Origin of the sequence: Burkholderia sp. Ax-1719 (genome assembly GCF_011753055.1) — a bacterium.
GTDB lineage: Bacteria > Pseudomonadota > Gammaproteobacteria > Burkholderiales > Burkholderiaceae > Paraburkholderia.
On the sequence record NZ_VWWJ01000001.1, the window covers coordinates 616,587 to 639,956 of the forward strand.

Annotated in this window: 26 protein-coding genes; 10 read left to right on the forward strand and 16 right to left on the reverse strand. The window is 61.3% G+C overall.

All coding sequences use genetic code 11. The features are described from left to right. Positions 1-4: 4 nt before the first annotated feature. The gene (locus F3J17_RS02665; RefSeq protein ID WP_167053499.1) at positions 5-496 is read right to left on the reverse strand and encodes a MarR family winged helix-turn-helix transcriptional regulator; all 492 of its coding nucleotides are present in this window, start codon (positions 494-496) and stop codon (positions 5-7) included. Positions 497-542: 46 nt separating this feature from the next. On the opposite strand from F3J17_RS02665, the gene F3J17_RS02670 reads away from it, so the two are divergent. Continuing rightward, positions 543-2,066: an FAD-dependent oxidoreductase gene (locus F3J17_RS02670; protein ID WP_345891134.1), complete on the forward strand. Its 1,524-nt coding sequence runs from the start codon at positions 543-545 to the stop codon at positions 2,064-2,066. Here the strand turns inward: F3J17_RS02670 and F3J17_RS02675 are convergent. The 3 genes from F3J17_RS02675 to F3J17_RS02685 are packed head-to-tail and all read right to left on the reverse strand — an operon-like array spanning position 2,048 to position 3,792. Beyond that, positions 2,048-2,893: an MBL fold metallo-hydrolase gene (locus F3J17_RS02675; protein ID WP_167053503.1), complete on the reverse strand. Its 846-nt coding sequence runs from the start codon at positions 2,891-2,893 to the stop codon at positions 2,048-2,050. The genes F3J17_RS02670 and F3J17_RS02675 overlap by 19 nt on opposite strands. A gap of 22 nt (positions 2,894-2,915) precedes the next feature. After that, positions 2,916-3,242, reverse strand: coding sequence for a hypothetical protein (locus F3J17_RS02680; RefSeq protein ID WP_167053505.1), 327 nt, complete (start codon positions 3,240-3,242; stop codon positions 2,916-2,918). Further along, positions 3,235-3,792, reverse strand: a complete 558-nt coding sequence (locus F3J17_RS02685) for a sugar ABC transporter (RefSeq protein ID WP_167053506.1) — start codon at positions 3,790-3,792, stop codon at positions 3,235-3,237. The genes F3J17_RS02680 and F3J17_RS02685 overlap by 8 nt, the downstream gene beginning before the upstream one ends. 166 nt (positions 3,793-3,958) lie before the next feature. Here F3J17_RS02685 and F3J17_RS02690 point away from each other — a divergent pair, with 166 nt between their 5' ends. Further along, complete coding sequence (locus tag F3J17_RS02690; RefSeq protein WP_167053508.1) at positions 3,959-4,852, forward strand: LysR substrate-binding domain-containing protein; 894 nt, start codon at positions 3,959-3,961, stop codon at positions 4,850-4,852. A 52-nt stretch (positions 4,853-4,904) separates the two neighbouring features. On the opposite strand, the gene F3J17_RS02695 is transcribed toward F3J17_RS02690, so the two are convergent. Next, positions 4,905-5,351: a GNAT family N-acetyltransferase gene (locus F3J17_RS02695; protein WP_167053510.1), complete on the reverse strand. Its 447-nt coding sequence runs from the start codon at positions 5,349-5,351 to the stop codon at positions 4,905-4,907. Between the two features lie 240 nt (positions 5,352-5,591). Here F3J17_RS02695 and F3J17_RS02700 point away from each other — a divergent pair, with 240 nt between their 5' ends. The 3 genes from F3J17_RS02700 (at position 5,592) to F3J17_RS02710 (ending at position 8,323) form a co-directional block, all read left to right on the forward strand. Next, on the forward strand, positions 5,592-5,969 hold the full coding sequence (locus F3J17_RS02700) for a VOC family protein (protein ID WP_240160730.1): 378 nt from the start codon (positions 5,592-5,594) through the stop codon (positions 5,967-5,969). Positions 5,970-6,407: 438 nt separating this feature from the next. Next, on the forward strand, positions 6,408-7,007 hold the full coding sequence (locus tag F3J17_RS02705) for a LysE family transporter (protein WP_167053514.1): 600 nt from the start codon (positions 6,408-6,410) through the stop codon (positions 7,005-7,007). 17 nt (positions 7,008-7,024) lie between these two features. Next, a complete protein-coding gene (locus F3J17_RS02710; protein WP_167053516.1) occupies positions 7,025-8,323 on the forward strand; it encodes an FAD-dependent oxidoreductase in 1,299 nt (432 codons plus the stop codon). Position 8,324: 1 nt separating this feature from the next. Here F3J17_RS02710 and F3J17_RS02715 read toward each other — a convergent pair whose 3' ends face one another. Further along, positions 8,325-9,992 (reverse strand): ATP-binding protein, encoded by a 1,668-nt coding sequence (locus tag F3J17_RS02715; RefSeq protein WP_167053518.1) that lies wholly within the window; start codon positions 9,990-9,992, stop codon positions 8,325-8,327. Positions 9,993-10,336: 344 nt separating this feature from the next. Here F3J17_RS02715 and F3J17_RS02720 point away from each other — a divergent pair, with 344 nt between their 5' ends. Continuing rightward, a complete protein-coding gene (locus tag F3J17_RS02720) occupies positions 10,337-10,741 on the forward strand; it encodes a response regulator (RefSeq protein WP_167053520.1) in 405 nt (134 codons plus the stop codon). A gap of 22 nt (positions 10,742-10,763) precedes the next feature. On the opposite strand, the gene F3J17_RS02725 is transcribed toward F3J17_RS02720, so the two are convergent. The 4 genes from F3J17_RS02725 to F3J17_RS36425 all read right to left on the reverse strand — a co-directional run bounded on the left by F3J17_RS02725 (position 10,764) and on the right by F3J17_RS36425 (position 14,308). Then, the gene (locus F3J17_RS02725) at positions 10,764-11,981 is read right to left on the reverse strand and encodes a ferritin-like domain-containing protein (RefSeq protein ID WP_167053522.1); all 1,218 of its coding nucleotides are present in this window, start codon (positions 11,979-11,981) and stop codon (positions 10,764-10,766) included. Continuing rightward, positions 11,938-12,813 (reverse strand): PhnD/SsuA/transferrin family substrate-binding protein, encoded by an 876-nt coding sequence (locus F3J17_RS02730; protein WP_240160731.1) that lies wholly within the window; start codon positions 12,811-12,813, stop codon positions 11,938-11,940. Before F3J17_RS02730 ends, F3J17_RS02725 begins: the two co-directional genes overlap by 44 nt. 14 nt (positions 12,814-12,827) lie before the next feature. Next, entirely contained in the window at positions 12,828-13,946 is a 1,119-nt protein-coding gene (locus F3J17_RS02735; RefSeq protein WP_167053524.1) for an acyl-CoA dehydrogenase family protein, read from the reverse strand. Positions 13,947-14,185: 239 nt separating this feature from the next. After that, on the reverse strand, positions 14,186-14,308 hold the full coding sequence (locus tag F3J17_RS36425; RefSeq protein WP_275692884.1) for a hypothetical protein: 123 nt from the start codon (positions 14,306-14,308) through the stop codon (positions 14,186-14,188). A 16-nt stretch (positions 14,309-14,324) separates the two neighbouring features. Between F3J17_RS36425 and F3J17_RS02740 the strand changes: the two genes are divergently transcribed. Continuing rightward, complete coding sequence (locus F3J17_RS02740) at positions 14,325-14,741, forward strand: hypothetical protein (protein WP_167053526.1); 417 nt, start codon at positions 14,325-14,327, stop codon at positions 14,739-14,741. A 151-nt stretch (positions 14,742-14,892) separates the two neighbouring features. Here the strand turns inward: F3J17_RS02740 and F3J17_RS02745 are convergent, their stop codons facing one another. Genes F3J17_RS02745 through F3J17_RS02755 form a run of 3 tightly spaced genes read right to left on the reverse strand, consistent with a single transcriptional unit; the run spans position 14,893 to position 17,322 of the window. Continuing rightward, a complete protein-coding gene (locus F3J17_RS02745; RefSeq protein ID WP_167053528.1) occupies positions 14,893-15,216 on the reverse strand; it encodes a Rieske 2Fe-2S domain-containing protein in 324 nt (107 codons plus the stop codon). 31 nt (positions 15,217-15,247) lie between these two features. Beyond that, the gene (locus tag F3J17_RS02750) at positions 15,248-16,246 is read right to left on the reverse strand and encodes a fatty acid desaturase (protein WP_167053530.1); all 999 of its coding nucleotides are present in this window, start codon (positions 16,244-16,246) and stop codon (positions 15,248-15,250) included. A gap of 14 nt (positions 16,247-16,260) precedes the next feature. Continuing rightward, entirely contained in the window at positions 16,261-17,322 is a 1,062-nt protein-coding gene (locus F3J17_RS02755) for a sugar ABC transporter substrate-binding protein (RefSeq protein ID WP_205194593.1), read from the reverse strand. A 187-nt stretch (positions 17,323-17,509) separates the two neighbouring features. On the opposite strand from F3J17_RS02755, the gene F3J17_RS02760 reads away from it, so the two are divergent. The 3 genes from F3J17_RS02760 to groL all read left to right on the forward strand — a co-directional run bounded on the left by F3J17_RS02760 (position 17,510) and on the right by groL (position 20,653). After that, positions 17,510-18,523, forward strand: a complete 1,014-nt coding sequence (locus F3J17_RS02760) for a LacI family DNA-binding transcriptional regulator (RefSeq protein WP_240160732.1) — start codon at positions 17,510-17,512, stop codon at positions 18,521-18,523. A 177-nt stretch (positions 18,524-18,700) separates the two neighbouring features. Continuing rightward, positions 18,701-18,991 carry a co-chaperone GroES gene (locus F3J17_RS02765; protein ID WP_167053534.1) on the forward strand — a complete coding sequence of 97 codons (291 nt, stop codon included), beginning with the start codon at positions 18,701-18,703 and terminating at the stop codon, positions 18,989-18,991. A gap of 30 nt (positions 18,992-19,021) precedes the next feature. After that, entirely contained in the window at positions 19,022-20,653 is a 1,632-nt protein-coding gene (gene groL / locus F3J17_RS02770; RefSeq protein WP_167053536.1) for a chaperonin GroEL, read from the forward strand. Positions 20,654-20,731: 78 nt separating this feature from the next. Here the strand turns inward: groL and F3J17_RS02775 are convergent, their stop codons facing one another. From F3J17_RS02775 to F3J17_RS02785, 3 genes are all read right to left on the reverse strand, one after another. Then, the gene (locus tag F3J17_RS02775; RefSeq protein ID WP_167053538.1) at positions 20,732-21,553 is read right to left on the reverse strand and encodes a VOC family protein; all 822 of its coding nucleotides are present in this window, start codon (positions 21,551-21,553) and stop codon (positions 20,732-20,734) included. A 147-nt stretch (positions 21,554-21,700) separates the two neighbouring features. After that, positions 21,701-22,561: a taurine ABC transporter permease TauC gene (gene tauC, locus F3J17_RS02780; protein ID WP_167053541.1), complete on the reverse strand. Its 861-nt coding sequence runs from the start codon at positions 22,559-22,561 to the stop codon at positions 21,701-21,703. Between the two features lies 1 nt (position 22,562). After that, positions 22,563-23,345, reverse strand: a complete 783-nt coding sequence (locus F3J17_RS02785) for an ATP-binding cassette domain-containing protein (RefSeq protein WP_167053543.1) — start codon at positions 23,343-23,345, stop codon at positions 22,563-22,565. Positions 23,346-23,370: the final 25 nt, after the last annotated feature.

Below are 23,370 nucleotides of genomic sequence, written 5' to 3' on the forward strand. Positions count from 1 at the left end.
GCGATTATTGCTGCGCCCCTGACGCATTAATCTCCACACCGTCGGCGAATTTGCGCAGGAGGCGCACCAGTTCGTCGATTTCCTGGCGTTCCCAATGGGCGAACAATGCGCGTCCCAGCCGGTCGCGCGCTGCGTCGACCGCGTCGGTCATCGTCTTGCCTTTCGCAGTGACGACCACCTCACGGACGCGCCCATCTTCGGCACCCGCGCGTCGATCGACGAGGCCCAGGCTTTCGAGTTTAGCCACCTGACGGCTCACCGTGGAGTGATCGCGGCCAACCCGGCCAGCCAGATCGACCATACCAATCGGGCCAAATCGCTCGACTGCAACCAGCAGCGGAAACAGGGCGCGGTCGAGTGAAATCCCCGCCTCCCGAATCATGTTCTCGTCGACATCGGGACGGTTCATGACGCTGACGATTCTGATCAGCGCGCCATGCAATTCCCGGATCGATTTCGAAATCTGTGTATCTTGCACATTTTTTCTCGTCGGCATACTATCCTCCTGGTGCGTGCATTTTACACATAGTTTGGAGGCGAAAGTGCGAGAGCGATCAGTCGATGTGGTGATTTCGGGGGCCGGAGCAGCCGGCTTGACGCTGGCGATCGAGCTGGCCAGGCGCGGCGTGACGTTCTGCCTGTGCGACAAGCTGGAAGCGCCGTTTGGCGGATCGCGCGGCAAGGGCATTCAGCCCCGGACCCTGGAGATTTTCGAGGATCTCGGCGTGCTGGATCGCATGTTGCTGGCGGGCGGCCCGTACCCGCCCGAACGCAAATATCGTGACGACGGCAGTTACGGCGAAGCGCAAGCGCTGGTGACCGAAGCGCCGACGCCGTCCGAGCCGTACGTGGCTCCACTGCTCGTTGCGCAGTTTCGCAGCGAAGCGGTCTTGCGTGAGCGCCTCGCCGAGCTTGGTCATTCGGTGCGTTACGGATGCGAACTGATTGGGATCGAACAGGACGAAAACGGTGTCGTGGCGCATGTCGTTGATCCGGCGGGTGAGCAGACGATTCGCGCGCAATTTCTGGTGGGCGCGGATGGCGGCCGAAGCTTCGTGCGAAACGTAATGGCGATTGGCTTTCCGGGAAAAACGTTAGGTGTACGTGCTGTTGTCGCCGATGTGTTTCTCTCGGGTCTGGATCGCGATGTCTGGCATCGCTTCAACGAGGGATCGATGGAACGTCAGATTGCGCTGTGTCCCCTCATCGGGACGACTATGTTCCAGCTACAGGCGCCTGTTCCGCTTGACGGGGACGTCGATCTCTCCGCCGAGGGACTTGCCGCAATGATCAAGGCGCGAACAGGGCGCGACGACATTCATATCGAATCCGTATCGTGGGCGTCGGCATACACCATGAATGCGCGACTCGCCGACCGTTATCGCGACCGGCGCCTCTTGCTCGTGGGCGATGCTGCTCACATTCATCCCCCCACTGGCGGACAGGGTCTCAACACCAGCGTGCAGGATGCCTGCAATCTTGGCTGGAAGCTGGCGGCGGTTATCGACGGAGCGCCGGATCGATTGCTCGATAGCTATGAAGCGGAACGCAGACCAGTGGCGGCCGATATGCTCGGTCTGACCACCCGACTTCTCGATGCGATGAAGCAGGGCGACAATCGTCGTGGACGCGAGGTGCGTCAGCTTGACATCGGTTATGTCGATTCCACGCTTGCGCTGGAACGTCCTCAACGGCATGCAGGACCACGTGCGGGTGAGCGCGCGCCGGATGCGCCCATTCGTCGTGCCAGTGGGCATCCGGCGCGCCTATTCGACTTGTTGAAGGGCGCGCATTGGACGCTCATCGGCTATGGTGTGGATCGCGAACGCGTTACGCCGCGTGCAGGTTTGCGTATTCATACGTTTGGGACAGCCGGGGATATCGTGGATGATTGCGGCCATTTCAACGACGCTTACGCGATGGAGCAGGGCGACTGGGTGCTGGTGCGTCCGGATGGCTATATCGGCGCGATTCTATCGAGCGAAAATCTGGAATCGCTGGAGCGTTACCTGGAGAACGTTGGCGTTGGGCGGCTGCAATGCGCGGCTTATGTTTCGGCTTCGTAGAGCAGATCGTATTGCTCGCCCGTTCGCTTGATACGCGCGAAGCCGGGCTCGCCCAGGTGCATGCCGGCAATCAACATGTCCTCTGAACTGACAAAATCCAGAAGGCGTGATCGTGTTGCTGCGGCCTCTGACGCATGCTGGTCGAAGGCGATCGTGACATCCGGTCGTTTGATCTGAATATGCGGGAAATGCACGATGTCGCCCCAAACCAGCAAGCGCTGATTGCCGGATTCAAGCGCATATCCGGTGTGTCCTTCCGTGTGTCCGGGCAGTGGAATTGCCCGGATACCCGGCAGTACTTCTCCCTGATCGAAGGTGCGGAGTTTGTCGCGGTATGCGTCGAAGACCTGGCGCGCCAGCTGGAAGTTTCCACGCGCCCGCGCGCTGGCCCGCGCCAGATTTGCATCGTCCTGCCAGAAGTCCAGCTCTCGATGATGAGCCACTAGTTCGGCATTCGGAAAACAGATGTGGCCGGTTGGATCTATTAGTCCACCGACATGATCGGGATGCGCGTGGGTTAGCAGGATCGTCTCGATCTCGCCTGCTTCAACACCGGCAAGCGATAAATGGGTTTTCAGTTGGCCGCCCCATTGCTTGATGCCACCTGCGCCGGCGTCGATAAGAACCGTTCGGCCCTTTGCGCGTACCACGTAGCAGTTTATGTGCACGGCATCCGATTCTTTTTGTCCGGCGTCGCTCTGCATGCTGGCCGCCTGGGCAGGGTCGATATTGGAAAGAACGTTCAGGTCGGCTGTGAGGTAGCCATCACTGATTGCGGTGATGGTGAAATCGCCGATTCGCTGAACGGGAAACGTAACGTTAGGCACAGTTGTTCTCCACGGGCACTTTTCAATTGCGTGCGTGAATGCTGGATGCGATATAGCCAAAACAACGGATGCGCGCGGTGAGGCCTGTGTGGCGCATGATTGCGCTATCGAGTTGTTCCGTGAACCGGTGCATGACCGAAGGTGTGCGAGACGGCTGGAGACGGTATTGCACTTCGGCAAATACGGGGTGCCCATGTCCGTGTCGAGCCTCGATGTAGATGACATGAACGTTGTTGAGCGCGGCGCCCATGACATTCGTGCATAGTTCGACGCACTCATGGGACAGCGCGGCGATCTGCTCATCGGACGGCATTTTTCCCGCTGAAATATAGAGCGATAGATTAGGCATCGCAGACCTTCATCTGTCCGGTCGCAACGGTGCGGGAACTCGTGAGTTGTCCGGTTATCGGCGAGTAAAAGTGGAGCTCTTTGGAAATAGGCCGGAAACGATGGGCGTCTTCGCGTTTCACCTTAGCAAGCCAGCGATGTTCCGGAGACTTCTCAAGCGCGACTGCATGCATGGCCAGCGGTAAGAGATCCATCTGGACCAACAATTCGGGACCGCTTGCACACAGTACGAGTAACTCATCTGCATTGACCGCCGGCGCCATTCCGATAGCGCTATAGAGATTGCGATGCCAGTCGGTGATGTGTTGCTGCCACTTCGAGAAATTACCACCGCCTTTCTGGCGATATTCCTCGCCCATCAGCACGTCGATTCCTTCGATGGTATGGATGGCGAGGTAGGCCGGGCAATCATCGTTCAATGCCCTGAAGCGTTGCGATGAATAAAAGCCGGTCACCGATATCAGGGCGCGCAGCTTTTCAACGCTGTAGAAGTCATTCCATTCGGCTTCGCTGTGGGGATCGGCAAAGCTGCATTCCACGGTATAGATCATCGGTCTGGTCTTCACGTCGATTGGGGATAGCGCAGCAAACGATTCATGTTCATTGCGATAACGTAATGCTAATCTGATGTTTTCCGCCTAAACAGCGATAAAACGTCAGCCTTCAATGACATTTGATCAAGCTGGCGCCGCCCGTAGTCCAACCGGCAAAGACCCAATGCGACGTAAGATCCCGAGCAATACCGCACTGCTGGCCTTCGAGGCCGCGGCTCGACATGGCAGCTTCGCCCGCGCCGCTGAAGAACTGGCATTGACCGAAGGAGCCATCAGTCGCCAGATCGCTCGGCTGGAGGCCTTTCTGGGTGTCGCGCTATTCGAACGCGTGGGCAATCGTGTACGGCTTGCGCCCAACGGCGTGCGTTACGCAGTGCAGGTTCGTGAGACGCTCGATCGACTTGAACGTGACAGTCTGTATCTGATGGGGCAGCCCCTTGACGGGGCGAGCATTGAGATCGCGGCGATTCCAACCTTCGCTACACGTTGGCTCATTCCCAGGCTCAAGCGCTTCCGGAATCTGCATCCCAACATTACCGTGCATATTGCCGAGCGCATGGAGCCATTCATTCTTCCCGGCAGCGGTTTCGACGCCGCCATCCATTTTCAGCACCCCGCATGGGCGGGAATGCATACCCATCATTTGCTGGAAGAACTGCTTGTGCCTGTGTGTAGTCCGGCGCTACTGGCCGACGCTGGCTCGAACGTGTCGCTGGATGAACTGCCACGTTTGCACCGGCGTCAAAATCCGGACGCATGGCAGCTATATGCACAGGAGGCTGGCATCGTGCTGACCAATCCGGCAGTGGGCGCACGTTATGACCTGCATTCCATGCTGATAGAGGCGGCGTTGGCCGGTCTGGGCGTTGCGTTGGTGCCGCGTCTTTATGTCGGGGCCGAACTTGAGCAAGGTCGATTGATCACACCCTGGCCAGACAGCAAGGCGGTTACCAAGAACTTCTGCCTTGTTCTTCCCGAACCAATTGAATTCGGTGAGGGAGCGCTACAGGCGTTTGCGCAATGGGTGCTTGAGGAAGCCCGCGGCTGCGAGCTTTAGATCGTGCAAGTTTGCGGGGCGCGCTCGCCGCAGGATCGCGGCTGCCCGGAAATCAATCGATTGACAGGTTATACGTGTAGAAAATCTCATCTTTGCGCCACCCAAGCGACTCATAGAGAGCCTGCGCTTTCAGATTCGTTTTCGCAGTGGTCAAGTCCATACGAACTTTTCCGTCGGCTTTCGCACGCATTGCCGCAGCCATGAGCAATTGTTTTGCAACACCTGCTCGCCTGGCCGTCGGCGAAACGAAGAGGTCATAAAGGACATAGATCGGTGCGGCAGCAACAGAACAAAACGAGGGGTAGAGCTGACAAAAACCTGCCAGCTCCCCACGGCCTGAGTCTGCCACGAAAATGACCGAGTCGTTCGCGCTTGTCCGTTCATCGATAAACTGTTTCGCCAAAACGAGGTCTGCCGACTGCTCGTAAAACATACGATAGTCGTTGAAAAGCCGAGCCACTTCGTCGAGATCGCGAGTTTCGAATTCTCTAATATTCATGCCTATACCTTCGGCTCATCATGGCCACGGTCATTTCGGGAGTGCCGGAATATACGAAATGCCATGTGAAGAAGGAAGAGCCACTCTCGCATGGAAATGTGGAGCCATACAACGCAGCAGATCGTGTGATCGACCCCATCGAATGGCGGCGTGCGACCCTCGTGAGCGATGACTTTGTGTGCAGTGTATCCTCGCAAGCGTGAATCTCAACCCTGCTTGCAATGACTTATGCATACGCACATGCGAATCGCCCGACCTGTCAGCAATCTTGCCCTCACTGAGCGCATGTATTGCGCATCGCTCGAACTGACCGTGCTGGCAAAATTTCAGGATCATGACGGTTTCGACGGGGTGATGCTCGGGAATCCCGATAGGGATTATCACTTTGAATTCACTCATTGCACCGTGCATCCAGTGACGCCGACACCCACGCGTGAGGACTTGCTGGTGTTTTACGTCCCCGACCGGCAAGCCTGGCAGGCGACGTGTGATCGCCTTGTCGAAAATGGTTTCTTGCACGTCGCGTCGCTAAATCCGTATTGGGACGTAGCGGGACGGACGTTCGCAGATGCCGATGGCTATCGGATCGTTTTACAGAATGCGGCGTGGAAGCCCTGAAGGCTATTCGAACGTCAGCAATTCGGTCGGCATGACATTCCGGTTGCAACCATATACGCAGTTCGATTCGTATCTGGATGAACTCCGGCAGCGTATCGAAGAGACCGGTGCCAGAAAAATTGCCGCTGCCGGATTTGACGCGGAAAAATATCGACACGCTTGATTCCATTCCATGGGCCAACCGTTAACACGGTGAAGCAGGAAACAGGCGCATCGCATTTCATCCTACAAAATAAAAATACGCTCGCTATCGTCGTCGCTCGTGTATGCGCCATTACAATTGCAGGCGCAGCAAAATGGGACGTGCTATGAAGCGCGTCCGGTGCAGGTTAAACGCCGTATAACGGGAACAAAAATTGCTCCGACGGCTTGCAAGTCTTGCGACTTCCTTCTGGCAGATTTCATGTCACGCGCGGGCGCGCGCCTCCCGGCAACACGATGATTCCAACCCATAGCCTTGGTTTGTTCCTTGCTGGTGTGTTCCTCGTTCTGGTGATGCCCGGACCGACCAATACGTTGCTCGCCACCGCAGGGCTGGCGAGTGGATTTCGCCGCTCCGCTCGACTGACGCTCGCCGAATCATGCGGATATCTACTCGCAATTACGTTTTGGGGACTATGCCTGACCACGCTTGCGCAGCGCGTGCCCTGGCTCCCGATTGTGGTGCGTACCGCGAGCGCGATTTACATCGCTTATCTCGCAGTGCGCTTGTGGAACGCGACGCTGGAACTGGCTGACGGGACGCGTAAGGTAATCGAAATGCGCGATCTGTTTTTCGCCACCTTGCTCAATCCCAAAGCCATCCTGTTTGGCGGAACCCTGTTTCCTAAAGCGGCATTCGTGAGCGTCGCGGCGTGGCTCGAAGCGATGGCCTGCTTTTTCGCGCTGGCGTTTCCAATCGGATTACTCTGGATTGGTTTAGGCGCGCAGCTTGGCTCCGCACGCGCGGGAACGCTCATGCCGAAATATCTGCTGCGCAGCGCCTCGCTCATACTCGGTGCGTTTTCAGTAACAGTCGCACTGTCCGCCTTGCGCTGAATGACGGTAAACGAACCATGAATTCATCGATTAACGATTCGAACCAGCCCGACGTGCTGATTATCGGCGGCGGCCCAGCCGGCGCGACGGCAGCGGCTTTTCTCGCGATGAAGGGCCGCGATGTCGTTCTCGTGGAAAAGGACGCGCATCCGCGCTTTCATATTGGCGAGAGTCTGCTTCCCCGCAACCTCGACATTTTCGAGCGGCTCGGCATTCTGGATCAGGTGCGGGAGATCGGCGTACACAAGCCGGGCGCGGAGTTTGTCTCGGACCGTACTGGGAACAGTTGCGCCTTTCCGTTTCACAACGCGCTCAATCGGGACCGCACGCACGCGTGGCAAGTCCGCCGTGCGGATTTCGACGCCTTGTTGTTCCGCCACGCCGCTTCGCGCGGGGCGCGTTGTTTCGAGCGAACCCGTGTTTCAGAAGTCAAGCTGGACGATGCCGGTGGACGCCATGTGGTGTCCACGCAGGACGAAGCGGGCAATACGCGTGAGTGGCATCCGCGTTATGTGCTGGACGCCTCGGGGCGCGATACGTTTCTTGCCTCGCGCATGAAGGTCAAGACGTCGAATAAATACAACAATACGGCGGCGGTCTACGCGCACTTCACGGGCGTGACGCGTCGGGAAGGCGACCTCGCAGGCTACATTAGCATCCATCTTGCGGAGGATGGCTGGTTCTGGATGATCCCGCTGCCCGGCGACACCATGAGCATTGGCTTCGTCGGCAATCAATCGGCGTGGAAAGGGCGCTCGGGTACGCCTGCGGAGCTGTTGAGCGGGCGTATCGCTGCGAGCCCGACCGTGGCAGCGCGCGTGCAGGGCGCGCAGCGCGTTTCCGATGTGCATAGCACGGCCAATTACAGCTATCGCGCGCGCGAGGGCAATGGCAATGGTTTTCTGATGATTGGCGATGCTTACGGTTTCGTCGATCCGATGTTCTCGACCGGTGTGCTGATGGCGATGACCGGCGGCGAACTCGGCGCGGAAGTTGCCGACGTCTGGCTCGACGATCCGGCGCGAGGCAGAAAGCTTGCGCAGGCGGCCTGTGAAGAATTGACGGAAGCGATGGACCGGATTAGCTGGCTGATCTATCGGGTCAACGATCCAGTTATGCGCACGTTGTTTATGGCTCCGTCAAATCGATTCTGGATGCGCGACGGCATCGTCAATCTGCTGGCGGGCAATCTGCGGGGAAGCTGGCGCGCGGCATTCCCGGTGATGTGCTTTAAAGCCGTGTATTACGTGCTTTCGGCGCTGCACCGTCGCGGCATCGAGATCTCGCTGCCCGAGCGACCTTCTCCGGGAACCTGATTTACCGGCCTTGCGCAGCCATGGTTCGCACCTGCTCCATATCGACCGGCTTGGCTAGGTGCGCGTCGAAACCTGCATCGAGGGCCGCCTGCTGTTCCTGCTCCGACACCCGCCCCGTCAACGCAACCAGTTTGACACCGGCGCGGGACGGGTGCGCGCGCAACCGTTGCGCCAGTTCGAGCCCGTCCATGCCGGGCATACCCAGATCGACGAGCGCGAGATCGGGCGTCCAGCCTTCGAAGAGCGCGAGGGCGCTTTCGCCGCTATTCGCGGTCTTGACGTGATGCCCGTCCATCTCGAGCAGCGTGGCCAGCGCGAAACGGGCGTCGTCGCTGTCGTCGACGATCAGGATTTGCGCCGGTGAAATCTTTTCACTGCGCGGCGCGGGTTTGGCGACCGCGACCTCGGCAGCCTGAAGCGGCAGTAGAAGCCGCGCCACCGTTCCCTTTCCAGCACCGTCGCTCGTCACGGTCAGCGTGCCGCCATGAAGCTCGGCGAGCTTGCGCGAAATGCTGAGGCCGATGCCAAAACCGCCTTCGTGCCGGGGCCGCGCATTGGAAAACTGGGAAAACGGCTCGAACAGATGGGGTAGCGCTGCCGCGTCGATCCCGATGCCGTTGTCGCTCACCACAATCTCGAGCACATCGCGGCCGTCGTGATGGATCCGGATGATCGACAGATCGACGGCGCCGCCATCGGGCGTGTAGCGCACCGCGTTCGATAAAAGATTCGCCACCACCTGAACCAGCCTGACCTGATCGCCGGCAAAGCGGATGTCGTCGGGGAGGCTGTTCACTGTGAGCGTGTGGCGATGCGCTTTGACGCGCTCCTGAACGGAGGCGAGCGCGTCGGCGATGACGTCGTCGAGGCGAACTTCGGACAGGTTCAGCCCGAGTTTGTCGTGGTCCAGACGCGCGGCGTCCTGCAGTTCGTCCATCAGGCGTTTCAGATGCCGAACCTGGCGTTGCGCGACGTCGAGCAATTGCCATTGCGTGGATTGCGCGGGCGTGAGCCTTCGCAGTCCGTCGATCGAATTTTCCAGCGGACCCAGCGGATTGCGGAATTCGTGGGCCAGCACCGCAATGACCTCGGAATAGCGTTGTGTTTCGCGCTTGTTGAAGTCGCGCGCGCCCGCCATTTCCAGCGACGCCCCGGCAACCTGCGCGAGTTCCACCAGCACGCGCTCGTCTTCAGGCCCGAACCTGCACGTATCGTCCATCGAGGCGACCCACAACGCCGCGACATTGTGGCCATCACGAATGACCGGTACGATCAGCGCCTCCTGCACCCCGGCGCACGATGCGGCCAGCGCCGGAAAATCTTCCAGGAGCGACGTGAACAGCAGCGGCTTGCCGCCATCGAGCGTGAACGCGCAGGGGCAATCGGCAGCCGGCACCGCCTGACCCTGGAGCGGCGCAAGCCGGCCCGCGATCGCATGCCAGCGGAACACGGGAGCGCCGTCTGCGATCTCGGGCAAGCTGATGCCCGCCGACGCCGCGCAGCACAGGCTGAGCGCCGCGTGCGCGACGCCCGCAAGCAGCGCCTCGCGGGATTCCGGCTGCAACGCGGCCAGCCCTAGCAAAGCCTGGGACTGGGCGCGCCAGTCCGGCTCGCGGGCAGGGCGGCGCTGGATATCGGCTAACGAATAGTGGGCGGGTACAGGCAACATGGACGGGTCGCAAAAGACCGGGTCATGCCGTGTCTAACCGGCGGATTGGGGTCTGCACGAAAGATGAATTTCATGCAGTCTTCGACGATGGGTACGGGCAATGCGGACGACTTTGGCCAGACGTGTCAGCAAGCTGTTGGCGAGCTTGTTGGCGCGTTGTTAGCACCCTTATAAATACGACCGCATTCAAATCGTTATTTGAAATTTTAGCCGATTGCGAACACACGGATGACGTTTGCACTTGATGCAATGCATCAGACGGAATGCCAACAGACTTTGCGTGGCCAGACTACAATCCTCAGCGGATTGAATCTTTTCTAACGGCAGTGCCCTGCCGCCGCATCATGACACGAGTATTGGTGGTAGACGACGATTCCGCACTGCTGGGCGCGCTGACCGTGGCGCTATCGGAAGCGTTTGAGGTCGTCGCGGCTGCGGATGGCCACGCGGCCTGGGCCGTATTGAACGACGGCCCCGTCGATGCGGTAATAACGGACCTGCGCATGCCCGGTATGTCGGGCGGCACGCTGTGCGAAAAGATTCGCGATCGCGTGAGCATCGCGTCGATGCCGGTGATTCTCGTCTCCGGTGAATACAGTCCGCCTGCATTTGTGCGCTATGACTGCTATCTGCGCAAACCGCTCGACGTGCAGCAACTCGTGGAAACGACCAAGCGTCTGTTGCTGGCCGATCCATTTCGGGCGATCGGCAATCCTGTCGGCAGGCATCACGAACGGTTGCAGGATTAGGTTGGCGACGGGCACTGCGCCACTACATAAAATTGCGCGTGTGCATCAACGCCAGCTCGCGCGCGTGGGCATGCTCGAACCCGAGACGCACCAGCCGCGTATATCGCCCATCGGCCATCTCGCGGATCAGTTCCTGAACGAGCGCATACCCTCGCGCCACCGCAGCCGGGCTGAGTTCTCCCGCCGCGACAAGGATAAGCGCGTCGAAAACTTCTTCATTGAGGCCCGCCGTGCCCTGCAACGCGCCATGACGTTGCTCCATGGCGCGGGCCAGCCGCACGCGCAGATCGGGCTCGCTCCTGAGCCGGTAAAGAAGATGCGACATGCCCAATGCCACGTGCCGGGCTTCGTCGCGTGCGGCAAGTCGGGCGATCTGCCGGGTGAGCGGATCAGGACCGTGCGCCTGAAGGAACTGCAGCAGCGTCACGAAGGTGCCTTCGCCCATTACCGACAGCAGAAAGCTCGCGACTGAAAAGTCGGATTCGTCCAGCAAGGTCTTGAGCGACGCCTGGCCGCCCGCCGTCGATAGCGCCGGCTCGCGGTTTTTGTGGCGGATGCGCCGGGTGAAGACCTCGATATGTCGGGCCTCGTCGGCCACCTGGATCGCGAGCGCCGCCTGCAACTCGCGGTAGTGCGGATGCAACTGGCCGAGAAAGCGTGCGGGCACGATAAGCGCTGCGTTCTCGTTCTCGACCATATAGGTCATGATCTGCACGACGGCGCTCTCCACGGGCGCGGGCAAATCGAAGGGCACCGACCAGTCGATGGCCTCGTCGGGATTCCATTGCGCCGCGACGGCCTGCGCGTAGAGATCGCCCGCGTTTTCGGTCCAGACTTCCTGCTTGCTGTCGAGCCGGAACACGAAGTCCGGCGAGCCCGCTTCCACCTGCGCGCCGCGCGCGGCCAGCCCCCACGCGGGTAAAGCGTGCGATGCCACCGCCTCAGTTGCTCGTGGGTCGCTGCGGCCGCTTTGCAGCGCGTCGCGCCAGCGGCCATAGCGACCGTCACGGGCCACAAGCGCGTAACGCCGCCCATCGTCGCGCCATTGCAAAAGATGGCCCTGCGCGCGGCACCAGTGCTCCAGCATCACCTCCCAACCCGGCGCGCGGCCCACCACGCGCAGCCACTCGCCGGGCGCAAGCGCGTCCAGCGCGTGCCTGACCAGCAGGTGCGCGCCGGAGTCGAAGCCGAGCGATTCAATATCGATAAGCGGGCTCGATGATCCGGCCTTGATCGTCATAGAACGCCTCCTCGGTCACCGCCCGATCGAGCAACGCGTAGCCGCTCGAACGGCCCGGCAGCCAGCGCCGTAGTCCTTCCAGTTCGAGCAGCGGGCGCACTTTCGCGTCGTTCCAGTCCATCGAAAGCAGCAGTTCGCCAAAGCGCTGCGCATCGTCTGGCGGCACGCCGGGGCTCAGCGTCATATTGCAGTGATCGAAAGCACCCGTGGTGGCGACGATGCGCGTGCCGCCCGCCGGCAGCGTGCCTTCGTCGGCAAAGGCCTGGTAGTTGCCGGCGATCATCCAGGCAGCATCGATCTCGCCGTTCGCCAGCGCCGTGGCCGCATCGCGTTCGCCGCCGATGTGATCGCCATGTTTGCCGCCCAGCACGTCGAAACGGCGGGCGTGGAAATCCCGCCCCGCGATCAGGTCGCCTTCATGACGCAGATGATCCAGCGGAATCAGCGTCGCTTGAGGCGAGTCGATCGCACCCAGGCCGACGGTCGCGCCGTGCAGGTCGGCGAGGGTCTGCACAGTGCTCGCGCTGCGCACCACCAGCACCGAATGCAGATCGATATCCGTGTCGCGCATGACGAGCGATTGCACGATTTCGCCGCGCGCATCGGCCATGCGCTTCGCCCGCAGCCAGGCGAGCGGCGAATTCCATGCGAAAGCGATATCGCCCGCGAACTGCGCTTCGACCTGCGTTTCGTAGTTCGAATAAAGCAGATAGTCGATGGCCAGACCGTGATCGGCGAACCAGGACTTGAAGCCTTCCCAGATCGTGACGACCTTGGGAGCGTAAGCGACCGCGCCGAGCATCAAGGGCTTTTTGCGTGGCTGTTGTGACATGGCGTCGTTCTCCTTCAGGCCAGCGGCAGACCGCAGAGTGCGCGGCCAATGAAGTCGTACAGGACATCCGAGGTCGGCCCCATGATCGACGCGGCGCGGGCGTCGCGGAACAGGCGCTCGATCCCCACCTCCTTGCGAAATGCCGCGCCGCCGCAAATGCGCATTGCCGTATCGGTGACGTCGAGCGCGGCTTCCGCGGCGGCCGCCTTGACTTCGAGCACCCGCAGCATGGCGTCGGGGCGGCCCGCGGCCATCGCGGCGAGCGTGTCGTCGCGCAGGGTGCGCGCCTGATCGGTGCGGATCTGGGCGCGGGCGAGATAGGCGCGGATCGTCGGCAGGTCGCACAGGGCGCTGTTGGTCTCGGCGAAGCGGCTGGCGGTGATGTGCTGGATCGAGCGTCGCAGCGCGCCGTCGGCGATGCCGATGGAGGTCGAGGCCACCAGGTTTGCAAACACTGGAAGGGCGTCGCCGTTCATGATGTCGCCGCCGGCCCCGTCCGCGCCGAGCATCGCGCTGGCCGGCACGCGCACGCCTTCGCCGCGGATCGGTGCGGATGCATTGCCGCGCAGGCCCAGGCCATCGAAAGCATGCGGACAGGCCAGGCCCTGCGCGCGGCTGTCCACGAGCCAGAGCGTGCTGGCGCCTTCCGGCACCCGCGCCGGGCGGGACGACCAGACATACGAATCCGCCTGATCCGCCGAGGTCACCATGCTCTTGTTGCCGCTGAGCACGAAGTCGTCGCCATCGGGCTCCGCCGTGCCGACGGGCGCCCAGAAGTGACTGCGCGTGCCCGTCTCGGACCACGCCAGTGTGGTGAGATGCTCGCCGCGCGCAATGGCGCGACGGATTTCGTCAGGGCCGTATTTCTCGATGAGCGCCGCGCCCGCGTAGTGCATCGTCACGACCATGGCGGTCGAGGGGCAATCGCGCGCAATGCGCTCGACGACCAGGCAGGCCTGAGCGAGGCCCAGACCCATGCCGCCCACGGCTTCGGCGCTGATCAGTCCGAGCAGGCCGGCCTCGCCCAGCGCGTCGAGCGCGGCGCGCGGAAAGCGGCCGAGCTGGTCGGTTTGCGAGGCCTCAGGGGCAATAACGGTGGAAACAAGCGGCTCCAGCACTTCGAGGTAGGACATGGGGACGTCTCCTGGGCTGTTAGCGGAAACGGTTGTCCGGTCTGTGCTGGGGCCGCGCGGCGGGCGCGCAGCTGGAATGGGACGCCCTAAAGGCGCTCCGGTGCATCTGTCGCATGCAGACCTGCAACAACGACTCTCGCACTTGAAGAAACCCGCCGCGCATGAGTATGGCTGCGGGTGCACGCATTATTGCATCTGCCGCTCTGGCCCGGACGCAGGCTGTCCAGGTGCGCGCAGGCTCAAAGGAATTTCAGCGCGAGCATGATGACGCTGACCACCGTGCCGATTGCAGCGATGCCTTTGCCGATCCCGAAGGCCTTGTTGTCCGGCTGCGGCTTGGTGGGGTCGGGCAGGCCGAGCACGCCGTAGGTGACTGACTTGAGCTGCGAAGCCGTGTCGCTTGTCGCATCCGAGGTGCTGGCGGAATTCGCCGAATCCGTTGCAACGCCACTGGGCGATGCGTCGCTTTTGCTGGATGCGCCGGCCGCGTCCTGGGCGCTCCTTTGCAAGCCCTCATCCGATAACGTGACCTTGGTGCTGGATTCCGGCGCTGTGTTCGCAATGGTGTCCGCTTGTTTGCCCGCGACTGCGTCGGCGTTAGCGGACGCGTTTGCAACCACCGCCGGACTGGAAGTGGACGATGTAACCTGCATTTCTGACTACCCCCGCTTGTTTCTCGCCGCCACCACGTTGTTATGTTTGACGCGTCACGCGGCGACGACAATGACTTTCATTCACCTTGATAACGACCGTGAATTTGAGTTCTTTAGTTTTATGCCAATCTCCGGAATATGAATGTCGAGATCATTCAATTCGTTCCATAATATTTCATAGAAGTAATATTTAGTTTTTTCCAATTGGTAAAAAAATAGCGATATGAGCCGCAGCCCATATCGCCCACCCATGCGTCAGTGGCAAGCACCGGCAGGTGGAGTTGCCGATGGAATCACTCGACTTCAAGGCCGATCAACACGCTGCCGCCTTCGGTCTTGACCGGATGCGTCGCGAGATTGACGCAGACGGGCGCGCCTTGTGCCTTGCCGCTCGGAATATCGAAACGGCCCATATGCATGGGACATTCGATGATCTCGCCGAACACGAAGCCATCCGCAAGGCGCGCCTCTTCGTGCGTACAGAAGCCCGCCGTCGCGTAGAAGCCTGAGGGCGTGTGATAGACCGCGTAGAGCTTGCCTTCATGCGCGAATTCGATGACGTCTTCTTCGTCGATCTCGTCGGCAGCGCAGACGTGGTGCCATTGCAGGATATTCATGACAATGTCTCTTCCGGTTAATTTCCTGAATTCACGCAACCGCGTCGCCGCGCTGACCTGGCGGCAATTCGCGTACGACGACATATTCGGGATCGCGCTGCTGTTTCGCAAAGATCGCAAGAATCTCGCGCCACGCGGGCCACAAACCGGCATAAGGCGTCGGCATTTGCGCTGCAACCGTCGCATGAAATTGTGGCAGGGCATGGAATGGCACACTGGGGAACATGTGATGTTCGATGTGGTAATTCATGTTCCAGTAGAGAAAGCGCACGAGGGGGTTGAGCATCACGGTGCGGCTCGACACACGATGATCGAGCACGTTCTCCTTTAGTCCGGTGTGTTGGGTCAGCGCGCACAGCTCGTGCAGCCAGGTGCCATAAGCGCGCGCCACGAACAGAAACACAATTGGCAGCCAGCTATGCGCGAAAAAAGCCCACGCAAACACGCCGATATAACAGGCCAGCAGCACGCGCGAGTTGTTGCGCATTTTCCGGTATTCGCTGGCGGGCACGACCGCTTTTGCGCCTTTCGTGACGATGCCGAAGCTATGCAGCACGATCGCACCGAGAAACTGGATGCCATGCGAGATACGCACGAAATCCGTCACCAGCTTCAAGTAGCTGAGCGGGCGCTTGAACGCCAGTTCGGGGTCCTGATAACGTTCGGTGGTCAGATGCGTATAGGTATGGTGTTTCGCGTGCAGCCAGCGGCTGTAGACCTGCTCACGCCACGACATAAAGCAGATGACCCCGTACACCGCTTCATTGATCCAGCGTGTCTTGAACGCGGTGCCGTGGCCAAGTTCGTGCGCGGCGGCCTCGCTGAATGCGAACACCGTGCCGTAGAGCAGGAAGGCCGGGATCGCCCAGACCGTGCCCAGAGACCACCACGCCAGCGCGCCCGTCGCGATCACCAGCGCGAAGAAGCCGCCCGCCTGCACGAGTCCCGGGACATCCGAGCGGGCGGAAAGCGCCTTGAGCGTCTTGCGGTCGATGTCTACGCGATACCAGGACTGCATGTCGATATTCATTGTCTGACTCCAGGTTATCGATACGAACCGGCGTACTGCTGCACCACGGCCAGGTTTTCGCGCGTGACGAAACTCGGTCCCGAACTGACGGTCGAGCCGGTATAGACGGGCTTGAGCCCATATTTGTCAAGCCGTGCCGCCACCTTCTTGTCGGACTTGAGCGCAGCGACGATATGCGCCGGGTCACTGGTCTTGTCGCGCACGGCAATCGCCATGGCCGCCACCGACAAATACCCCTGCAAATAGGGCTGCTGATCGATTGCGAAGGCAATCTGCCCAGATTGGATCGCCTTGAGAATATCGGGCGAAAGATCGAAGGTCGCGAGGTAGAGCTTGCCGGCCTTGCCCGCATCGTTCACGCCGCGCAACACACCCATCGCCTGATCGGGGCCGAGCGCGAGAATCGCCTGCGTGTCGGGATGCGAGCGCAGATACGCCGCCACCTTGCTCTGGATGATGGTGGGATCTTCGCCGCTATCCATCGTCGATTTTTTGTAATCCGCGCCGATCGCATCGGCGAAACCCTTGCAGCGGTCCCACAGTGCCTGAATATCGGCGCCATGATTGACGCACAGGAAATTGTGGATGCCCGCTGCTTTCGCGCGCTCGCCCGCGGCCTTGCCCGCTTCGTATTCGGGCTGCCCGACGTGCAGGATCGCGCCCAGTTTCATGCCGTCGGCGGGGCCGCCGTTGATCGTCATGAGTGGAATGTGCTTGGCTCGCACGCCGCCCAGGCCTTTCTGGATCATCTCGAAGTTGGGCACCGTCGTAATCACGCCCGCATAGTTGCGTGCGGCGGCCTGTTCGAGAATGCGCACCATGTCGCCGGTATCGCCCGTGGGCGGATTGCGGTAATCGACCGGCACGTTGAAGTCCTCGCTCGCGTCGCGCATGCCGTTCTTGACGGTATTCCACCAGACATTCGAATCCGAGCCGTGACTCACCATCACGAAGCGCTCCTGCGCCGCCGCGCTGCTCGAATCGAGTGCGCCGAATGCCGTGCCGAGCGCGACTGCGGCAAGCGCCGTGAGCGCGGCGAGCGAGCGCCGGGCGCGGCCTGAACCGTTCCTGTTCATGATGCTGTCTCCTGGGTTTTGTCGTGTGCCGTCATCGCTATTTCTTGCAGCGTCGGGCTGCGAATGACGAATAGAATGTAGTTGATGGAATTGCGGCTCTCAAACGGATTCTTGAGGACTTTTCCTCAATCTCCCGATCCTCACTCATGACCTTGGGGTGTGCATGACGGCAAGAAGAAAGCCCACCATGGAGGACGTAGCGAAGGCGGCAGGCGTGAGTTACGCCACCGTGGAGCGGGTGCTGAACGGGCGCGGCGGCGTGTCGCGCGCCAAGGAGGCGAGCGTGCTGGACGCGGCGCGCCAGCTCAAGATCGACCGCGCATTGCACGAGGTCTCGGTGCGCTGGCTGCGCATCGCCATCGTCACGCAGAACCCGGCTTCGGCCTCGCCTTATTACGCGGCGCTGCAACAGGGTTTCGAACTGGCGCAGAAGACTTTCGAAACCTGGCGCGTGCTGTGCAGCGTGACCTTCTTCGAAGACCTTGAAGCGCATTCGCTTGCGCGCGTGATTGAGCGCGCCGCGCAGAAAGCGGACGCGATGATCGTCGTAGCGTACGAACATCCACTGGTGGTCGATGCGGTTGCGCGCGTGGCGAAGAAAATGCCCGTGGTGACGGTGGCGAGCGATCTGCCCGATAGCGGGCGGCTGGCGTACGTGGGGCTGGACAATCGCTGCGCCGGGCGCATCGCGGGCGAACTGATGGGCCGCTTCGTGGGCCGCGAAGGCGGGCAGATCGTGGTGATCGCAGGGTTGCGCACCTATCTGGGCCATGAAGAGCGTGACGGCGCGTTTCGCTCCGTGCTGCGACGGCGCTTTCCCTCATGCGACGTGGTGGCGACCGTTGAAAGCCGCGAGGACGCGCGTTCGACCGAACGCCTCACGCGCGATGCCTTCTCCAGATATCCGCAATTGCGCGGCATCTACAACATCTCCGTGGGCGACGAAGGCGTAGCGCGCGCGCTCAAGGCCCTGAAACGTGAGCAGGAAACCGTGCTGATCGGTCATGAACTTACGCCGGTGAGCCGCGCGTTGCTGATCGAGGGCGTCATGGACGCCGTGCTCGATCAAAGCCCGTTTGTGGAGGCCGTGCGCGCGGTGGAAGTCATATTGGGTCACTACAACCGCGGCACGCCATCGGGGCTGCCCTTGCAGACGCCCATTTCGATTTATATGCAGGAGAATCTGCCGGCACAGTTTTAATCGCCCGGTGCGATATCGATAGCCCATACATCGCTCATATCGTTGTGCCAATCCGTTATTGGAGCGCGGCGCGGCGTCTTCCTATACTCGGCTTTCCGATCAGCACTCGAATGAGACGAGTGCCAGAGATCGACAAAGATTGACACACAAGCCGCAATAGCAAAAGGAAAGACGCCCATGAGCCTGCGCCCATTGCACGATCGCGTGATCGTCAAACGCCTCGACCAGGAAACCCGCACCGCATCGGGCATTGTGATTCCCGATAGCGCCGCCGAAAAACCCGACCAGGGCGAAGTGCTCGCCGTGGGACCGGGCCGACGCGACAACGACGGCCGCCGCATCGCCCCGGACCTGAGCGTGGGCGATCGCGTGCTGTTCGGCAAATACGCAGGCCAGACCGTGAAAGTCGATGGCAATGAATTACTCGTGCTGCGCGAAGAAGACATCGTCGCCGTCGTGAATCAATAACGCTGTTTTAGCGCCTGAGAGGCAACCATCATGGCATCCAAAGAAATCGTATTTGGCGATATCGCCCGCACCAAACTGATCGAAGGCGTCAATATTCTCGCCGACGCCGTCAAGGTCACGCTCGGTCCCAAGGGCCGCAATGTCGTGCTCGAACGCAGCTTTGGCGCACCCATTGTCACCAAGGACGGCGTGTCGGTAGCGAAGGAAGTGGAACTGGCTGACAAGCTCCAGAATATCGGCGCGCAGATCGTCAAGGAAGTCGCCTCGAAAACCAGCGACGCCGCCGGCGACGGCACGACCACGGCCACCGTGCTCGCGCAGGCCATCGTGCGCGAAGGGCAGAAATACGTGGCGGCAGGCCTGAACCCGCTCGATCTGAAGCGCGGTATCGATAAGGCCGTGACGGCCGCTATCGAGGAACTCAAAAAGATCAGCAAGCCGACCACCACGAGCAAGGAGATCGCACAGGTTGCGACTATCTCGGCCAATGGCGAGGAATCGATTGGCCAGCGCATTGCGGAAGCCATCGACCGCGTGGGCAAGGAAGGCGTGATTACCGTGGAAGACGGCAAGTCGCTTGCGGACGAACTCGACGTGGTGGAAGGGCTGCAATTCGATCGCGGCTATCTCTCGCCGTATTTCATCAACAACCAGGACAAGCAGATCGCCGAACTCGACAATCCGTTCATCCTGCTGTTCGACAAAAAGATTTCGAATATCCGCGATCTGCTGCCGGTGCTGGAGCAGGTGGCGAAGGCAGGGCGTCCGCTGCTGCTGATCGCCGAGGATATCGAAGGCGAGGCGCTGGCCACGCTCGTCGTCAACAACATTCGCGGCGTGCTCAAGACCGTGGCGGTGAAAGCGCCGGGCTTTGGCGACCGTCGCAAGGCGTTGCTCGAAGATATCGCCATTCTCACGGGCGGCCAGGTGATCGCCGAGGAAACCGGCCTCACGCTCGAAAAAGCCACGCTTGCGGAACTGGGTCAGGCCAAACGCATCGAGGTGGGCAAAGAGAACACCACGGTGATCGACGGCGCAGGCGAAGCTGTGGCGATCGAAGCGCGCGTGAAGCAGATTCGCCTGCAGATCGAAGAAGCGACTTCCGACTACGATCGCGAGAAGTTGCAGGAACGCGTGGCGAAACTGGCGGGCGGCGTGGCCGTCATCAAGGTAGGCGGCGCAACCGAAATCGAAGTGAAGGAAAAGAAAGACCGCGTGGATGACGCGCTGCATGCAACGCGCGCGGCAGTGGAAGAGGGCATCGTTCCGGGCGGCGGCGTCGCGCTGATCCGCGTGCGTCAGGCGATTCTCGACCTCAAGGGCATCAATGCCGATCAGACGGCGGGCGTGAAGATCGTGCTGCGTGCGCTGGAAGAACCGTTGCGCCAGATCGTGACCAACGCGGGCGAAGAAGCAAGCGTGGTGGCGGCGAAAGTCGCGGAAGGCTCGGGCAATTTTGGCTATGATGCGGCGACGGGGCAGTATGGCGATCTGGTGGAAAAAGGCGTGCTCGATCCGACCAAGGTGACGCGCACGGCGCTGCAGAACGCGGCTTCGGTGGCGGGGCTGCTGCTGACGACGGATGCGACGGTGCATGAAGCACCCAGGCCTGCGGCGGCGACGGCGGGTGGTGCGCCCGGTGGGCCAGAACTCGGGTTCTGATCCCAACGTTGCCAACATACAGAAAAGCCGGGAGATTTCCCGGCTTTTTTATTGTTCATTTTCAGTTCGCTATCCTGATCAAGCAACCAGCTCCAGCGATGCCCCATGCGTAAGCGCGCGCGACAACTTCCGGGCATGACTCGGGTGCGCCGTAGCAAGTGTTACGCCAAACACGCCTTCGCCGCTGGCGGCCAGGAAGGCGCGTAGATCGGCGGCCAGCGTATCGTCGTCGTCCTGCTCCGGCGCGCCGCGCGGCGCAAGCAGAACCAGCGTAGCCGTGCCACTGGCAAAGGTCGCGAGCCGCACAGCGTGACTCGGCAACGCCACCACATGTGCATCGAACTCGCCACCAAGCAGCGCCCGATAGCGCTTGATGCTCGCCTCCAGATCCCTCACGACGATTGCCACGCTGGCGATACCCAGCGCGCCATTCGCATGCCGCCGCGCGTCGCCCACGGCCACGCGCAAAAACCGCGGCGTGAGATCGCTGCATAGCAAGGGTAGATCGCGTGTAGCGGGATCGGCGGTTTGCCATTCGATGCGGGTGCCATCGGGGCGGATGCGCCCGCCAGGAATCGGGCCTTCGTAGTGCAGCCCGCGCGTGCGCGCGGCGTCGATGGAATCCGTTATCGTCGTAGAGAGCAAAGCGAAATCGCTGAAACCCTCAGCTAGCGATGTAACGCCTCGTGGCAATCGCGATTCGCGCGCATGGCGCAATCCAGGCAATGCAGCCGCGAGGTCGAGAAAGCGCCCATCGTCGAAGCCAATCAACGCATGATGCGTGGCGCCGTCCGCATGGATGCCGCCGCGCTGCACGGTGAAGCCGGTCTCGCTGAAATCGGCGATAGCCTGTTCGAGATCGGCAACGCGAATGACGACGTGGTCGAGCGGCAAGGACATGGCGAGGTCTCTCCAGAGCGGTGAAAAGACCAGACTAGGACTCGTCCTGTTCCGGGGCAACCAAGCAATACTGGGAAGGATATGAAGCGACGCGCGCGCGAGTTTTACGTCGCGCGCGGGAGGGGAATGAGAGCGATGGGTCTGTCTTCAGCCTTCAGCGTGCCATGGGGTGAGCTTGCGCTGCAGCGCGCGCAGTCCCAGTTCCAGCACGAGTGCAATCGCGCCGATCAACAGGATGCCGGCAATCACTACATCGGTGACGAGAAAACGCGACGCGGAATACACCATGAATCCCAGACCACGGGTGGCGGCAATCAGTTCGGCGGCTACCAGCGTGGACCAGCCCGCGCCCAGCGCGATGCGCACGCCGGTGAGGATTTCCGGCAGCGCGCTGGGCAGTACCACATGCGCAAGCAACTGGAAGCGCGTCGCGCCCAGTGATTGCGCCGCGAGCAGACGGCTCTTCGCCACGCGATTCGCTCCGGCAGCCGTGGCGATCGTCAGCGGCGCGAAGATCGTGAAATAGATCAGGAGTACTTTCGACAATTCGCCGATGCCGAACCAGATCACCATCAACGGCAGATAGGCGAGCGGCGGCACAGGCCGATAGAACTCGATGATGGGATCGAGCACGCCGCGCGCGATGCGGCTCGTGGCGATGGCGATGCCAGCCGGAATCGCGGTGACAAGCGCAAGCGCGAATGCCAGCGCGATGCGCGAGAGACTGGCGGCGAGATGCTGCGTGAGCGTGGCATCGTCGAAGCCGTCGGTATAGAGCCGCACGAGTTTGCGCAACACGGCCTCGGGCGTGGGCAGCAATACCGGCGGCAGCCATTGCAGATGGCTGGCGAGCCACCAGAGCGCCAGTAGTGAGCCGAGCGTCGCTGCAGTGGCGGCGTGGCCGGCGTGAAATCGCGGTGCATCGTTGCGCGCCCGCGGCCGCGCGCCGGTTTCCTGAGGCGCAGCGCCAGCGGCAAGCGTCGCGGTGGGGGAGTCGTTGAGCGCCATATCAGGCTCCTTCGGTTTCGCGCATCAACTGGTCGAGCAATTCCAGATGGATGGCGGTGAATGCCGGGTCGCTGCGGATCGAGCGCAGCGATTCCCCTTGCGCATAACGGCGCGCGAAATCGAGCCGATGCCGCGCGACCACGCGGCCAGGGCGGGGCGAGAGAATCAGCAATTCGGTCGACAGCAGCACGGCTTCTTCAATGCTGTGCGTGATGAGAAAAATGCCCTTGCTGGTTTGCTTCCACACATCGAGCAACAGGCTTTGCATGCGCTCGCGCGTGAGCGCATCGAGCGCGCCCAGCGGTTCGTCCATCAGCAGAAAAGCCGGATCGGCGGCCAGTGCGCGTGCGAGACCGACGCGCTGGCGCATACCGCCCGAAATCTCGCCGATGCGGTGACGCTCGAATCCGCCGAGCTTCACCAGATCGAGCACTTCGGCCGCGCGACGTTCGCGTTGGGCGCGGCTCGCGCCTTGCATGCGCAGCCCGAACGAAACGTTGTCGATCACGTTGAGCCACGGCATCAGCGCGTCGTCCTGGAAGACGACGCCGCGGCTTGCATGCGGTCCGTCGACGCTCGCACCGTCCAGCGTGACCGTACCTGACGTGGGCTGCTGGAAGCCGGCGAGCAGCGAAAGCAAGGTGCTTTTGCCGCAGCCCGATGCGCCGAGCGCCACCACGATCTCGCCGCTTTTTATCGACACCGACACATCCTGCAACGCCGTGAGCGCGCCGCGTGCACTTTCGTACACGACGCTAACGCGTTCTGCTTTCAGTTCCGCCATATTCGACTCCCTGGGCGCGCGCGAG